The organism is Providencia sp. wls1943, from assembly GCF_009706275.1.
GTDB classification, from domain to species: Bacteria; Pseudomonadota; Gammaproteobacteria; order Enterobacterales; family Enterobacteriaceae; genus Providencia; species Providencia zhijiangensis.
The window spans coordinates 171,096-187,018 of the sequence record NZ_WLTU01000023.1 but is presented as its reverse complement, the minus strand read 5'-3'; the positions used below and the strand labels follow the sequence as shown (position 1 = coordinate 187,018).

Below are 15,923 nucleotides of genomic sequence, written 5' to 3'. Positions count from 1 at the left end.
CTTATTCCTCAGCGCCTGCATGAGCGTTATGGCTCATATGCATTGAATGACCTGTAGATTCTTGCGCTTGAGCTGTGTTGCCCATGTGCATAGAATGATTTGCTTCATTATTAGTATCTACAGGAGCGTGACCTTTATGGTGCTCATGACCAAACTTCATAATGATGTCTTCATAAAGTTTAGGTTTCACGCTAGAGAAGTAGGTAACAGGAACGTTCATGCTAGGTTTAGCAACTTCGTCGAATGCCTGCATCGTATCCATAGTTTTTGGTGATGCTTTTACTTTCTGTACCCACTCATCGAAGCCTTGGCGATCTGCTGTTGCAATAGCATTAAACTTCATATCTGAGAATCCGTGACCGCTATAGCTTGCTGAGAAGCCTTTATAGGTACCTGGTTCGTTAGCGATTAAGTGAAGTTTTGTCTGCATACCCGCCATCGCGTAGATCTGTCCACCTAAAGATGGGATGAAGAATGAGTTCATCACAGAATCAGACGTGATTTTGAAGTTTACAGGAACACCAGTAGGGAATGCGATTTCATTGACTGTAGCAATACCTTGATCTGGATAGATAAAAATCCATTTCCAGTCAGCTGAAATAACTTGAATGGTGACAGGTTCCTGATCACTAACTAATGGCTGATACGGGTCCAGCTCATGAGTCGTTTTCCAAGTGATAGCACCTAGAATAATGATAATAATGATAGGAACTGTCCAGCAGACTAACTCAATTTTGTTAGAGTGAGCCCAGTTAGGACGGTAGGTAGCTGACTTATTGGACTCACGATATTTTACAGCGAAGATAATCGCCATGAAAATAACAGGAATCACAACAAGAAGCATCAAACCAATTGCAATAAGAATCAGTTCTTTTTGTTTTACGCCAACGGCGCCTTTCGGATCCATCAACACCATATCACAACCGCCTAATAATAAGGCTGCTGCAACAAGTGAGATTGCTCCAATGCTTTTTTTGTAGTTCATAAGTCTCATCCACGACCCCAAATGACAAGAATCTAATTGTCGTTTCATCAGTGCGGGCATTTTACGGTAAGGTTGTGCGAGTGTAAATGATTGTAAGGTAAAGAAACGGAAATGTTAGCTCTTTATGTTAATATGATCACATGTAAAGCTTTTGCTTCTAAAAAGTTAAAATTGCTGCTAATTATAGGTATGTTTTGATAAAACAGTATGAATACTAAATTATCTTGGTAATTTTTCAAAGAAAAATATATACAAAATTGACAAAAAAATGTGGAAACTGCTTGGATTGTTAAGAGTTTGAGTGAGGGAAATTACTGATTATATTGCCGATAAAGTGAAATTGGCTACTTTACCGGCAAAATAATAAAGAAAAATTGTTACATTTTTGAAACTAAAGGAAATATGTTAAAAAAATAAACAATATTTCCTTAATCACTAGAAGTTATACTTTAATGTATAAATGATTGCATCTTGGTAGAAATCATCACCTAACTTATTGTCAGCATAACGATATTGAACACCCGCAGCTAAATTCGGCGTGGCGTTCCACCAGAAAGCTAATGCGCCGTTCACGCCATCACGCCCACCGTTGCCATAACGCTCATGACGTGCAAATTCCATTTCATGCCAGTTAGTGATCATGAAATCTTCTTGGAACATTTTGAAGTTATAACCAGCAACCCAACCAACTACATAGCCGTTATTACCGGAATAATAGGTTTGGTCAACATAGTGCAAAGCCACGAAAGGTTTGAACCACAGATCACCAATCGAGGTGTTATAACCAATACCATACAGTGTGTTGACTTCGTGGAAGTTGCCGCCGTGTTTGTCACCCGGTAAAGACCAAGTGCCATAAACGTGGCCGTATAAGTTGAATCCAGTATCTGCGATATAGACTCGAGCTGTTGTTTTCAGCGTATAACGCTGGTTTTTGCCTGGATCTTCATGCTGTTTATTTAATGGATTTTCAACATCAAAGAAGCCATATAATTCACCCCAATTGAAATTAGCGCCGCCTTCTAATTCGAAGTAAGCGAAATCTTCCTTATGGGTTGTATTTTTAGATTTATTTTCTGTATGACGGGACCAGTCGAGATAGTTCACGTTGATATCTGCGAAACCATTCTGATACCCAAGAAAATTTTCAGCATTCGCGGTTCCTGCCAATGATGCTAGAGCAGCAGCACAGAGTAGTGTTTTTTTCATAAGACATTATTTTCGTTTATGTATTAATAAAAATTAGTTGTTGCGCAAATTTTTAGCTTGTCAACTAACCATCCTCAAACATGTGAGATATTATGCTTTCAGTTTGTAATTAAAAAATCCATTTCATAGAATGAGTGATCAATATCACATTTACATCAATCTTTAAGCGATATTTGCAAGATAGATCTAATTTGCGAAAAAAGGAGAGATTCCCCAAATTAATTAGTTCAAATTGGGGAATCTTGAATTAGATAGAATGAAAGTTCTTCAAAAACATTATGATAGTTTATGTTCTATGGCTTTGCGGACAGCGAGGAAGTCAAGGGTTCCACCTACAATAAGGCTGATAGCGCCAATGGCTATACCTATGTTAAATATGAGATTCTGATAAGTCGGCAGCGCTAACCACAGGGATATATGGGAAGTAAACAAGTAAACTTTCACTCCTGCAAATGATGTGATTAGTAAACTAATCAACCAAACTGCCAGGATAGATGCTGCTGCCATTAGCGCATAAACCGCGATTTTATATTCTCGAGGAAAAAATTCTCTGCGCTGAAACTCTCCTGTATCTTGGGTGTATAACAACGACGTTCGGCAAGCGAGTAGTAATAAAACTCCCGGTACTGCAACACCGATGGAAATTAAGTAGAACATTGGCCAGCCATAGGTACTGACAAAAATACTTGCGACGGGACCGATATAGACACGGCCTACAGCGGATAATGCTGAAAGCAAGGCAAATTGGGTGGCCGATAAAGACTTATTACATAAGGTCATTAACAAGGCGACAAATGCCGCAGTTCCCATTCCTGAAAAGATATTTTCGAGGAATATAATGGATCCCATGCTGATAATATTTGGCGGTGTTACTGCAAGGAACCAGTAGCCAATATTTGAACCACCTTGGAGAACACCGAAGACGAATAATGCTTTAAATAGGCTCATATTTTTCATCAGATACCCCCCAAATAGGGCTCCGATGATTGTCGCCGCCATACCAACGGTTTTATTTACTGTACCCACCTCGCTTAAACTAAAGCCAAGAGCATTGAGTAAAAAGTTAGTATTTAGCGCCATAACGAAAGCATCACCCATCTTATAAAAGATGAGAAGCAACAAAATCAGCCATGCGTTATTTCGGCTAAAAAACTCGGCAAGTGGCTCATAAATAGCATCTTTTAACGAAGTTGGTGGGGCGGTATTTTCTTGAGGCTCTTTCGCGAAAAGTGTTGCGAATATCCCAATAAACATCAGAGCAGCCATGACTAAGTAAAGCTGTTGCCACGTTAAGAATTTATCAGCAAGCCAAAGAGCTAATCCCCCAGAAACCAGCATACTGATGCGATAGCCCATGACAGATGTTGCTGCACCAATACCTCGCTCTTCTGCGCTTAATAAATCTGTTTTATAGGCATCAAAGACAATATCTTGGGATGCGGAACAGAAGGCTACAGTGACTGCTAGCGCTGCTAACCACCAAAGATGTTCCGACGGGTTCATAAAACTCATGCCTGCAATGCTAATAACAAGCAAAATTTGCGTTGTTAACAACCACCCTCTGCGACGCCCTAAAAATGGAGGCGTATAGCGATCCATCATGGGGGACCATAGAAACTTTAAAACGTAGGCCTGACCGACGAGAGAAAAGAAACCGATGGTTTTAATGTCAATTTTTTCAACGGTTAACCAAGCTTGTAATGTTCCAGCGGTTAATGCCAAGGGCAACCCTGAGACGAATCCCAGTAAAATTAAGGTAACATTATTGGGCAGTGTAAAACGTGGCATTATTCCCTCATCGCCTGATGCTGATGTATTACGTTGCGCGAAGAATGGCGCAGTAGAAAGATAGAACAACCCAAGCTATTAGTATTAAAAAATAACTTGGGTTAGTAGGAGAAAGCAGACCGTTTTTTGCTAACCTCCGATGAACCAGAATGATACTAGTATGAAATCATTCTTAATGCGCGATTAATATCGTGAATTTTGTCTGATAAAATCGGCTAGTTCTTGGTCTTTCGCCATATCTGAAATTAAATCACTTAAAGCAAGGTTAATCGCTGCAGCAATTTTTTCATTGGTTGCGCCTAATGCTCCTTGGGTATTGTAATTACGGCTATAAGTCCGGCTTTTTGTTGAGCCGTTTGGCGCGGTAGCATTAACGACAACGCTGGAATTAACCGTAATATTATGGCGTAAACTTCCTTCGCTCACTTGTGTGCTCAATTTGTTTAATTGAACCACTAAGTTGATATTGGCAGGAGAAGTCACCATGAAACCACGAGCAGCCATCTGCTTTTCTACGGCTTCTTGCATTAGGTAACGCGGATCGCGAGAGGGATTAAGCACCTCTAAAGTACCGTTTCGATTAATTTCAGCCAATGAGCGATTTGTACGGTTATCAACGCTACTCACGCTAATTGAAGTCGCATTGAGTGTCGGGTTCTTGGCTGGTAATGCAATCTTAGGTTCGAGGGATAGCGTATTAGACGGTGCAGTACAGCCCGCTAATAGAAATAACGCAAAAAGTGGAAAACACAGTTTTCTTAACATAATTCTTCCCAGTTCATCTTTCCTAATTGAAAATGTTCCGTTATGGTTCGGGGTGCAACAACTCACACTATTAGACAACAGTTTGAGAAAAAATTCGCATAAATGTGCAGTCGATAAACATTTTGTATTCCCAGACCATAGTTTCAACAATGTAGATGCTATTATCCGCTATTTCTATAATAAGAAGATAGTTGCCAGCAGCGTGATTGGGTGATTTTTTTTCAAATGAGCTTTAGCATTCTTTAATTAATTTAGGAGTCTCGATGGACGCCAATATGCCACAAACTATGCAGTCTCGCGTGAGTGAAAAGCTACAGTCTGCCTTTGAACCTGAACACATGGAGGTGATTAATGAAAGTCACCAACATAATGTGTTACCTGGTTCAGAGAGCCATTTTAAAGTGGTTTTAGTCAGTGATAAATTTGAAAACAAACGTATGATTGGTCGTCACCGTGAAATTTATGCTATTTTGGCTGACGAGCTTGCAGGTGGGATCCATGCTTTAGCCTTACACACTTATACTCCGAAAGAGTGGGATGAATTAGCGAGTACAGCGCTAAAATCACCCGCTTGTCGTGGTGTTGGTGGTGTGAATCGCTAATCAAACGTCTTGATGGCACATGAATACCAATAGTGTGTTTATTGAGTGGCTGTAAGTGAGTGTTTTTTCCTCAATTCGAGAGAGAAAAATGAATTTTTAGTCAGAAAAGTCACAAATAAAGAGGAATGATCGCTTCTTTTATCGGCTTTTCTCGACTCAGGGCGCATGCATCGGTATAATGCTGCGTCTAATTTTCAGTAAGGTTTCGGGACGCTTCTGATATCAGGGATGACCGTTATGAAAGTAACGCCCCCGGTTCTGGAAGGGAGATTGCCATTATGATTTAATGGCATAACTCTGGAGTAGACCGATCACTAAGATTTATTTTGAGGTAAGAAGATGCAAGTTTCTGTTGAAACGACTCAAGGCCTTGGGCGTCGTGTAACAATCACCGTTCCTGCCACTGATATTGAAAAAGCGCTGAATAGCGAGCTGGTTAACGTTGCTAAAAAAGTCCGTGTTGATGGCTTCCGTAAAGGGAAAGTACCAATGCATATCGTTAAACAACGTTACGGTGCGTCTGTAATGCAAGACGTTCTGGGCGATGTTATGCAACGTAACTTTATCAATGCAATCATTGAACAAAAAATCAACCCAGCTGGTGCGCCAAGCTACAAGCCAGAAATGTTCGAAGACGGTAAAGACTTCGTTTACGCGGTTGAGTTCGAAGTGTACCCAGAAATCGAATTAAAAGGTTTTGAAACTATCGAAGTTGAAAAACCAGTAGTAACCGTGAAAGACGAAGACCTCAACGACATGCTGGAAACTCTGCGCAAGCAACAAGCACAGTGGAAAGAAGTTGAAGATGCAGCGGCTGCTGATTCACGTATCACTATTAACTTCACAGGTTCTATCGACGGTGAAGAGTTTGAAGGTGGTAAAGCTGAAGACTTCGCACTGGTTATGGGCGAAGGTCGTATGATCCCAGGCTTCGAAGAAGGCGTTGTTGGTCATAAAGCGGGTGAAGAATTCGATATCGAAGTTAACTTCCCAGAAGATTACCATGCAGAAAACCTGAAAGGTAAAGCGGCTAAGTTTGCTATCGTTCTGAAGAAAGTTGAACAACGTGAACTGCCAGAATTTACTGAAGAATTCGTTAAGCGTTTCGGTATCGCTGACGGTTCAGTAGACGGTCTGCGTGCAGAAGTTCGTAAAAACATGGAACGTGAGCTGAAAAATGCAGTTCGTAACCGTGTTAAAGCGCAAGTTCTGGAAGGTCTGGTTAACGCTAACGAAATCGAAGTCCCAGCAGCAGTTGTTGATGGTGAAATCGATGTTCTGCGTCGTCAAGCTGCACAGCGTTTTGGTGGCAACGAAAAACAAGCGATGGAATTACCACGTGAACTGTTCGAAGAACAAGCTAAACGTCGCGTAATTGTTGGCCTGCTGTTAGGCGAAGTTATCCGCACTAACGAGCTGAAAGCTGACGAAGATCGTGTTAAAGCACTGATCGAAGACATGGCTTCTGCTTACGAAGATCCATCAGAAGTTATCGAATACTACAGCAAAAATGAAGAGCTGATGAACAGTGTTCGTAACTTAGCGTTAGAAGAGCAAGCGGTAGAAACTATTCTGGCAGCGGCTAAAGTAACTGAAAAAGAAACTAATTTCACTGAGCTGATGAACCAAGTTCAAGCTGGTTAATTTTTCTTTTTAGCAATACTCTTCTTTTTAGAAGTACAAAGCAAAACCCGTGGTGTTTCACTGCGGGTTTTTTGTCAATTAGCGTCGTAATATTTAGACTTTGTGCAAATCATCTTGAAAATTACATTTAAATCCTAATTATAATAAGAGTCATCAAGATATCGTTCGCTAGATGATGTTGGGATTTTAGTGTGGAACACATTTTTCGACAGTATAAAACCGTGTAACTAGATAGACTTGTGTTAAACTCTTTAACAGAGCGTCTTGCCTACCGCAGTGTTTTCAACTGTATTCTGGCTTAATTCTTTAGCTACTTTTTAACCAAGATTTAAAAAAGTAACTAAAATAATGAAGTAAGCGAAGAGCGTAAGCAGGCAGACACAACTAACTTCGAAAGAGTGTTTTTTTAGAAATATTGTTTTTTAGAAATATTGTTTGTAGCACGAGCCCTGCCCAAAATGGCGGACAGACAGCAAATTAGGCGCAAGCACCAGAAAGTTTTTAATAGGAGATTTCGATGTCACATTTTGGCGGTCAGGAGCAGTTAGCATCCCAAATGGCACTTGTGCCAATGGTTATCGAGCAAACCTCTCGAGGTGAGCGCTCATATGATATTTATTCACGTCTCTTAAAAGAACGTATTATATTCTTAACCGGTCAGGTAGAAGATCATATGGCGAACTTAATTGTCGCTCAAATGCTATTTCTTGAAGCAGAAAACCCAGAAAAAGATATCCAACTTTATATCAACTCACCGGGCGGCGTGATCACTGCAGGGATGTCAATCTACGACACTATGCAGTTTATTAAACCTGATGTGAGCACTATCTGTATGGGACAAGCGTGCTCAATGGGTGCGTTTTTATTAACCGCAGGTACAAAAGGTAAACGTTTCTGCTTACCAAACTCTCGCGTCATGATCCACCAACCATTAGGTGGCTATCAAGGACAAGCGACAGACATTGAAATTCACGCTCAAGAAATCTTGAAAGTGAAATCGCGCATGAATGAATTGATGGCCCAACATACTGGGAAATCCATCGAAGAAATTAGTCGCGACACAGAGCGTGACCGTTTCTTATCAGCAAATGAAGCTAAAGAATATGGTCTGGTTGATCATATTTATACCAGCCGTTAATTTGCGAATATTTTGATATAATTAGTTTATATCCTAAGGTTTTTGAAAATTTGTTGCCTTGTTTTACTACGAAAGTTAGATAAAACAAGGCATTATAAATATAAGTGAGGTCTACTGATGACAGATAAACGCAAAGAGGGAGCAGGTAAATTACTGTACTGTTCTTTCTGCGGAAAAAGTCAGCATGAAGTGCGTAAGCTGATTGCCGGTCCGTCAGTCTATATTTGTGATGAATGCGTGGATTTATGCCTCGACATCATCCGTGAAGAGATCAAAGAACTGGCTCCGCATCGCGAGCGTAGTGAATTGCCAACTCCCCACGAAATCAGACAGCATCTTGACGACTACGTTATTGGTCAAGAAAAAGCGAAAAAAGTGTTAGCGGTTGCTGTTTATAACCACTACAAACGTCTACGTAATGGCGATAAAACCAGCGATGGTGTTGAATTAGGTAAAAGTAACATTCTGCTCATTGGCCCGACGGGTAGTGGTAAAACGTTACTAGCAGAAACGTTAGCTCGCTATTTAGATGTGCCATTCACTATGGCGGATGCGACTACATTAACTGAAGCCGGTTACGTGGGTGAAGATGTTGAAAATATCATCCAGAAGCTGCTACAAAAATGCGACTATGATGTTGAGAAAGCTCAACGTGGTATCGTCTATATCGATGAAATTGATAAAATTTCTCGTAAATCCGATAACCCATCCATCACGCGTGACGTATCAGGTGAAGGGGTGCAGCAAGCATTACTGAAACTGATTGAAGGCACCGTAGCTGCGGTTCCGCCACAAGGCGGTCGTAAGCATCCACAACAAGAATTTTTACAGGTTGATACCTCGAAAATTCTGTTTATCTGTGGTGGTGCATTTGCAGGGTTGGATAAAGTTATTGGCCAGCGTCTAAATACTCGTTCAGGTATTGGCTTTGCGGCGCAAGTTAAAGGTGAATCTGAGAAGGCAACAGAAGGTGAGTTACTCACTCAAGCGGAGCCTGAAGATCTCATTAAATTTGGTTTGATCCCTGAATTTATCGGTCGTCTGCCAGTTGTTGCCACATTGACTGAACTGAGTGAAGAAGCACTGATTCAGATCTTAAAAGAGCCGAAAAACGCATTGACTAAACAGTATCAAGCGCTGTTTAACCTTGAAGGCACTGAATTAGAGTTTCGTGAAGAAGCATTAACGGCGATAGCGAAAAAAGCGATGGCGCGTAAAACCGGTGCTCGTGGCTTACGTTCGATCGTCGAAGCTGCTCTACTTAATACCATGTACGATCTACCTTCAATGAGTGATGTTGAAAAAGTGGTTGTAGATGAAAATGTGATTAATGAACAGTCAGAACCGCTGTTAATCTACAGCAAACCAGATGCTCAAGCCTCTGGCGATAATTAATTTCTTGTCTGTGTTCAAGAAGTAATCAAATAAAATGAGGGGTAACCCTCATTTTGTTTTTTATGCTTAACTAACCATTGAATGCTAAAATCTTGTCCCCATATAGTTTATATTCTTAGTTGTGGTTTCCTTATTTTGAAAGAACGCTGTTTATATCGCAGTGTTTTACAAGAATTTTTTCTGTTATAAGCAGAAACCCTTAACTGGCGTGTGCTAAACGAAGAGAGAGCTTTATGAATCCAGAGCGTTCCGAACGCATTGAAATACCAGTATTGCCTCTGCGTGATGTAGTGGTGTACCCACATATGGTGATCCCACTGTTTGTTGGACGTGAAAAATCCATTCACAGTCTGGAAGCAGCAATGGATCATGATAAGCAAGTGATGCTGGTTGCGCAAAAAGAAGCCTCAACCGATGAACCTGGGGTGAATGATCTATTTACTGTTGGGACAATTGCATCTGTGATCCAGATGCTGAAACTACCTGACGGTACCGTTAAAGTGCTAGTTGAAGGATTACGTCGTGCTCGTATTACTAGCCTGACTGATAACGGCGAGTATTTCTTAGCACAAGCTGAATACCTAGCGAATGATGGTGCGAAAGCGGCTATCTACGATGACGCATCAAAAGTGCCTAGTACTGCGGAATTGGTTGACGAAAAAGAGCAAGAAGTATTATATCGCACGATTGTTAGCCAGTTCGAAAGCTACATCAAACTGAACAAAAAAATTCCACCTGAAGTTCTGACTTCACTGCATGCAATTGAGCAAGACCAGCTAGATAAACTGGCTGATACGATTGCTTCACATATGCCGTTAAAACTGGCAGACAAACAGCGCGTTTTAGAAATGGCAAACATTGCTGAGCGTGTTGAGTTCCTGATGGCAATGATGGAATCAGAAACTGAGTTACTGCAAGTTGAAAAACGCATTCGTAACCGCGTGAAAAAACAGATGGAAAAAAGCCAGCGCGAGTACTATTTGAATGAGCAAATGAAAGCGATTCAAAAAGAACTTGGCGAAATGGATGATGCTCCAGATGAAAACGAATCGCTGAAACGTAAAATCGAAGAAGCGAAAATGCCAAAAGAGGCACAAGAAAAAGCCGAAGCTGAATTGCAGAAGCTGAAAATGATGTCTCCAATGTCAGCTGAAGCGACTGTGGTTCGTAGCTACATTGACTGGATGGTTCAGGTTCCGTGGCATAAGCGCAGCAAAGTCAAAAAAGATTTAGTGAAAGCGCAAGAAGTGCTCGACACAGACCACTATGGCTTAGAGCGTGTTAAAGACCGTATCCTTGAATACCTCGCAGTTCAAAGCCGTGTTAGTAAAATCAAAGGGCCAATCTTATGCTTAGTCGGGCCTCCAGGGGTTGGTAAAACGTCTCTGGGACAATCTATCGCGAAAGCGACAGGGCGTGAATATACCCGTATGGCTCTAGGTGGGGTTCGTGACGAAGCAGAAATCCGTGGTCACCGCCGCACTTATATTGGTTCAATGCCGGGTAAACTTATCCAGAAAATGGCGAAAGTTGGGGTTAAAAACCCACTGTTTTTACTGGATGAAATCGACAAAATGTCTTCAGACATGCGTGGGGATCCTGCATCAGCACTGTTAGAAGTGTTAGATCCAGAGCAAAACGTTGCATTCAACGACCATTATTTGGAAGTTGATTATGACTTGTCTGACGTGATGTTTGTGGCAACATCGAACTCGATGAATATCCCGGCACCATTATTAGACCGTATGGAAGTGATCCGTCTGTCTGGTTATACCGAAGACGAAAAACTGAATATTGCTAAGAGACATTTATTATCTAAGCAAATCGAGCGTAATGCCTTGAAAAAAGGTGAATTATCTATCGATGATGGCGCAATTATGAGCATCATTCGTTACTACACTCGTGAAGCTGGCGTGCGTGGATTAGAACGTGAAATTTCTAAACTGTGCCGTAAAGCGGTGAAAGCGCTGCTGATGGATAAAAAACTGAAGCATATTGAGATCACTGCGGATAATCTGAAAGATTACTTGGGTGTTCGTCGCTTTGACTACGGTCATGCTGATACCGAAAACCGTGTAGGGCAAGTGACTGGCTTAGCATGGACAGAAGTGGGCGGTGATTTACTGACCATCGAAACTGCCTGTGTACCGGGTAAAGGTAAGTTAACTTACACCGGTTCTCTGGGTGAAGTGATGCAAGAGTCAATTCAAACAGCATTGACTGTGGTACGCGCTCGTGCAGAAAAACTGGGTATCAACGGCGATTTCTATGAAAAACGTGATATTCATGTTCACGTACCAGAAGGCGCAACACCGAAAGATGGTCCAAGTGCGGGTATCGCAATGTCAACGGCACTGGTTTCTTGCTTAACAGGTAACCCTGTAAAAGCGGATGTGGCGATGACTGGTGAAATTACGTTACGCGGCTTAGTATTACCAATTGGCGGGCTGAAAGAAAAATTACTGGCAGCTCATCGTGGTGGTATTAAAACGGTTCTTATCCCTGATGATAACAAACGTGATTTAGAAGAAATCCCTCAGAATGTGATTGCCGATTTGCAAATCCATCCTGTTAAGACAATTGAAGAAGTCCTCTCACTAGCATTAGTCAATCCTCCTTTTGGGGCTGAAGTGGTCCAAAAGAAAGCTAAAAGAGTGAGCTGAATCAAGAAGTTTGTATAAAATTAAGGCTGACAGCTAATTTAGGGCTTGTCAGCCTTTTTTTTCGTCGTTACTTTAGCGAAGATTCTGATAATGGTTAGCGTGCTATCTGTTTTCTTGCCATTAATATTCAGGATTGATATAACGGCTGCATCATTAATTAACTATACTTAGTAATGTTAACTATACTGTAGTTGGTTAATTAACCGATAAAGTCAAAACTAATATGGGGATGATAATAGTGAATAAGTCTCAACTGATTGAAAAAATCGCTGCAGAAGCGAATATTTCTAAAGCCGCAGCAGGTCGCGTAGTCGACGCTTTCGTTGCTTCTGTAACGAAGTCTCTGAGCAAAGGTGATGATGTTACTTTAGTTGGTTTTGGTACTTTTAATGTACGTCAACGCGCAGCACGTACAGGTCGTAACCCGCAGACAGGTAAAGAAATTAAAATCGCTGCGGCAAAAGTTCCTGCATTCCGTGCAGGCAAAGGTCTTAAAGACGCTGTTAACGGTTAATTGAGTTTAGTTTCGTCTTTCACGCATTTTTGCGAAAACTCAAACTGACGTAATGTCTTTAATCAGCTAATATATAAGCGCGCCATGGAAATGGTGCGCTTTTTTTTCTATCTGAGTTAAAATTAGCGTAATATTAAGAAATTCAACAAAGCAAAGCGGAGTTAAGCCTTTTTATGATGGAAGATCTACGCACGAAGGCGAACAGTCCTTTTATTAAAGTGTTGTTAGCTATTATTATCTTGTCATTCGTGCTGACAGGTGTTGCTGGCTATGTGATTGGTGGCTCAAGTAATAATGCTGCTGAAGTCAATGGACAGCCAATAAGCAAGGAACAATTACAGCAAGCTTTCCAGCAAGAGCGCCAGTCATTACAAGAATACTTAGGAGATAAATTCTCTGAAGTTGCAAGTAATGACAACTACATGAAAGAGCTGCGTACCCAAGCTTTGAATAACTTAATCAATAATCAATTGATTAACCAATATGCTAATGAATTACAACTCTCTGCTAGCGACCAACAAATTGAGCAAGCTATTTTTGCTATGCAAGTTTTCCAAACGAATGGGAATTTTGATAGTGAGAAATACCGCGAAATTTTAAAACGTTACAATATTAATGCAGATGATTTTGCGGCACAAATTCGCCAAGATTTAGTTCGCGCGCAATTAGGTAAATCGTTCACCGGAACAGAATTTGCTCTGCCTTCAGAAGTAAAAGCGTATGCAGAATTGTTTATGCAAGAGCGTGAAGTTCGTACAGCAAGCTTGTCGTTAGCTGCGCTAGAAGCTAAACAAACTGTTTCTGAAGATGAATTAAAAGCGTATTACGCAGCAAATCAAAACAGTTTCATTTCTCCTGAACAAGTTCAAGTAAGCTATGTAGAAATGGATGCGGCATCTATGCCAAAAGCATCTGTGACGGCTGAAGAAGTGAAAGCTTACTATGATGAAAATCTGAAGAATTTCACTAAAGCGGAACAAAAGCTATATAGCATGATTCAAGTGGCATCAGAAAAAGATGCGCAAGCTTTAGAAGCCGAGCTGAAAGGCGGCGCTGATTTCGCAACGTTAGCTACTGAAAAATCCACAGATAAATTCAGTGCAGGCAACAAAGGCGTGATTGGCTGGATGGAAGCAACGTCGACACCAAGCGAAATCATCAGTGCGAATTTAACCGAGAAAGGTCAAATTTCTGCACCGATCAAAGTCCAAGATAATTATGTCTTATTCCGTTTGGATGATGTTAAGCCAGAAGCGATTAAGCCTTTTGATGACGTTAAATCAAGTATTGAAACTAGCTTAGTTCAAGATAAAAGCGTCAAACAATTTTACGATTTACAACAGAAAGTGAGTGAAGCTGCGACTAATGATAATGAATCATTAGCATCAGTTGAAAGCATTTCTGGCTTGAAAGTGGCGACTACGGACTGGTTCGATCGTCAAAACCCACCGGCACAACTGAATTTCCCGAAAGTCATTAATGAAGTTTTCAGCGACCGTTTAGTCGATAAAAAAGGCACAACAGGTATCAACTCTGACGTAATCAACGTTGAAGGGGACCGTGCGTTTGTCCTGCGTGTGACTGACTATAAAGCGGAATCAACAGAGCCATTCGAAACAGTAAAAGCGGATATTGAAGCATTAGTTAAGCGTCAGAAAGCATCTGCTCAATTAAAAGCGAATGGTGAGAAATTACTGGCAGAGTTACAAGCGGGCAAAGGTGATGAAGCATTAAAAGCTGCAGACACCCAATTTGGCGCTGTTCAAACAGTTTCATTCCTTGCACCTGCAACGGATGTGACTGGCGTTGCGATGAAAATGACACCGCCAACTGACGGTAAGCCAACTTATGCAATCGCTTATGATCAAAAAGATAATCTGCTAATTGTTCAATTAGATAAAGTGACTTTAGGTCAGCCAACAGCTGATGAACTGACTCAGTTATCTAACGAGTATCGTGGCGCAATGAGCTCAGCGGTGAATGAAGCGTTAATGCTGAATTTACGCGCGAATGCAAAAATTGAAGTGCAAAGCTTAGAATAAGTTATTTGCATGGAATAATTGCGAAGCGCTTCGCAACTAAAATTGTAATCTCTGTAATAGAAGGCCACCCATTGGGTGGCCTTTCGCATTGTATAAACCAAAGAAAAGTGTTTGGAAAAGTTCTCTGGCATTGTGATGTCTCAACACACATAGGAGAACAATGATGAAATGGAATAAAAGCATTAAACAAGGATTAGGGACAGCGTTAATGGTGGCAATGTTATGCCCTTTATCTGTATTTGCAGCAGTCAAGAAAGCAGAAACTGAAAAACCGGTAGCAGCGATAGTACAGCCTCAAAAGAGTGATGAAATAAAAAACGTGGCGAGTTTAGCTTCCCCAGACCAAGTGAACATTAATCAAGCCACTGCAGAAGAGTTAGCGAGGAAACTCAATGGAATTGGTAAGCAGAAAGCTCAGGCTATAGTGGAATACCGAGAAAAATACGGCGCTTTTAATACGGTTGAAAACATCCTTGAAGTGCAGGGAATTGGACCTGCATTTTTAGAGAAAAATCGTAATAAACTTGTCCTATAAGCAAAATAGCCCACTTTCAACGTGGGCTATTTTTTAGGAAATAGAAAGTCGTGTTATGAGATTAAAAATAAATTATGGGTAATATTTATGCTATTAAATTTAATTTAAAGCACGAATATGAGAGCTAAGTCTGATTAGTGATATTTTTTCAGCAGCCCTTTCAAATATTTGTTACTTTTATGTTATCAAATAATTCAGCTGGTCGGAGTAGTTATGGCAATACACATAAAAGTGCTCGGTTATCACATTGATGTCTTTCAGCATGTCAATAATGCTCGGTACTTGGAGTTCTATGAAGCGGATAGATGGGATTGGATGGGCAAAGCTAATCTTATCGAATGGGCTATCCAGCATAGAATAGTTATGGCGGCCGTGAATATTAATGTTAACTATTTCCAAGCCGTTGGATTGGGCGATGAGCTAACCGTCATTTCACGAATGGATAAAATCGGAGTGAAGAGTGCTGTTTGTTACCAACAAATTATTCGCCATCGTAATGGGGTTGATGAAGTGGTATCCGATGCGTACATCACGTTTGTTTTCATTGATGGTAAAGTTAATAAAGCCATGGTGATCGAGGATGAACTCCGAGAAAAAATTGAGTCACTGAACAATAAAACAGATGCTTTTATCGAAGTATAGG

General features: G+C 40.9%; 13 protein-coding genes. 9 read left to right on the top strand and 4 right to left on the bottom strand.

The features are described from left to right. Position 1: 1 nt before the first annotated feature. The 4 genes from cyoA to GKR48_RS12365 form a co-directional block, all read right to left on the bottom strand. On the bottom strand, positions 2-994 hold the full coding sequence (gene cyoA, locus GKR48_RS12380; protein WP_154628299.1) for a cytochrome o ubiquinol oxidase subunit II: 993 nt from the start codon (positions 992-994) through the stop codon (positions 2-4). Between the two features lie 426 nt (positions 995-1,420). Continuing rightward, positions 1,421-2,194 carry a nucleoside-specific channel-forming Tsx family protein gene (locus tag GKR48_RS12375; RefSeq protein WP_154628298.1) on the bottom strand — a complete coding sequence of 258 codons (774 nt, stop codon included), beginning with the start codon at positions 2,192-2,194 and terminating at the stop codon, positions 1,421-1,423. A gap of 276 nt (positions 2,195-2,470) precedes the next feature. Next, complete coding sequence (gene ampG, locus GKR48_RS12370) at positions 2,471-3,982, bottom strand: muropeptide MFS transporter AmpG (RefSeq protein WP_154628297.1); 1,512 nt, start codon at positions 3,980-3,982, stop codon at positions 2,471-2,473. Positions 3,983-4,165: 183 nt separating this feature from the next. Continuing rightward, positions 4,166-4,747, bottom strand: a complete 582-nt coding sequence (locus tag GKR48_RS12365) for a YajG family lipoprotein (protein WP_154628296.1) — start codon at positions 4,745-4,747, stop codon at positions 4,166-4,168. A 263-nt stretch (positions 4,748-5,010) separates the two neighbouring features. On the opposite strand from GKR48_RS12365, the gene bolA reads away from it, so the two are divergent. From bolA to GKR48_RS12320, 9 genes are all read left to right on the top strand, one after another. Next, the gene (gene bolA / locus GKR48_RS12360; RefSeq protein ID WP_154628295.1) at positions 5,011-5,349 is read left to right on the top strand and encodes a transcriptional regulator BolA; all 339 of its coding nucleotides are present in this window, start codon (positions 5,011-5,013) and stop codon (positions 5,347-5,349) included. Positions 5,350-5,688: 339 nt separating this feature from the next. Continuing rightward, positions 5,689-6,993, top strand: a complete 1,305-nt coding sequence (gene tig / locus GKR48_RS12355) for a trigger factor (RefSeq protein WP_154628294.1) — start codon at positions 5,689-5,691, stop codon at positions 6,991-6,993. Between the two features lie 517 nt (positions 6,994-7,510). Beyond that, positions 7,511-8,131 (top strand): ATP-dependent Clp endopeptidase proteolytic subunit ClpP, encoded by a 621-nt coding sequence (gene clpP / locus GKR48_RS12350; protein WP_006657219.1) that lies wholly within the window; start codon positions 7,511-7,513, stop codon positions 8,129-8,131. Between the two features lie 117 nt (positions 8,132-8,248). After that, complete coding sequence (clpX, locus tag GKR48_RS12345) at positions 8,249-9,526, top strand: ATP-dependent protease ATP-binding subunit ClpX (RefSeq protein WP_006657220.1); 1,278 nt, start codon at positions 8,249-8,251, stop codon at positions 9,524-9,526. A 233-nt stretch (positions 9,527-9,759) separates the two neighbouring features. Continuing rightward, a complete protein-coding gene (lon, locus tag GKR48_RS12340; protein ID WP_154602730.1) occupies positions 9,760-12,189 on the top strand; it encodes an endopeptidase La in 2,430 nt (809 codons plus the stop codon). 238 nt (positions 12,190-12,427) lie between these two features. Further along, positions 12,428-12,703 carry a nucleoid-associated protein HU-beta gene (gene hupB, locus GKR48_RS12335; protein ID WP_181478026.1) on the top strand — a complete coding sequence of 92 codons (276 nt, stop codon included), beginning with the start codon at positions 12,428-12,430 and terminating at the stop codon, positions 12,701-12,703. Between the two features lie 173 nt (positions 12,704-12,876). Further along, a complete protein-coding gene (ppiD, locus tag GKR48_RS12330) occupies positions 12,877-14,745 on the top strand; it encodes a peptidylprolyl isomerase (protein WP_154628293.1) in 1,869 nt (622 codons plus the stop codon). 163 nt (positions 14,746-14,908) lie between these two features. After that, complete coding sequence (locus tag GKR48_RS12325; protein ID WP_154628365.1) at positions 14,909-15,280, top strand: ComEA family DNA-binding protein; 372 nt, start codon at positions 14,909-14,911, stop codon at positions 15,278-15,280. Between the two features lie 213 nt (positions 15,281-15,493). Next, on the top strand, positions 15,494-15,922 hold the full coding sequence (locus tag GKR48_RS12320; RefSeq protein WP_154628292.1) for an acyl-CoA thioesterase: 429 nt from the start codon (positions 15,494-15,496) through the stop codon (positions 15,920-15,922). Position 15,923 lies beyond the last annotated feature (1 nt).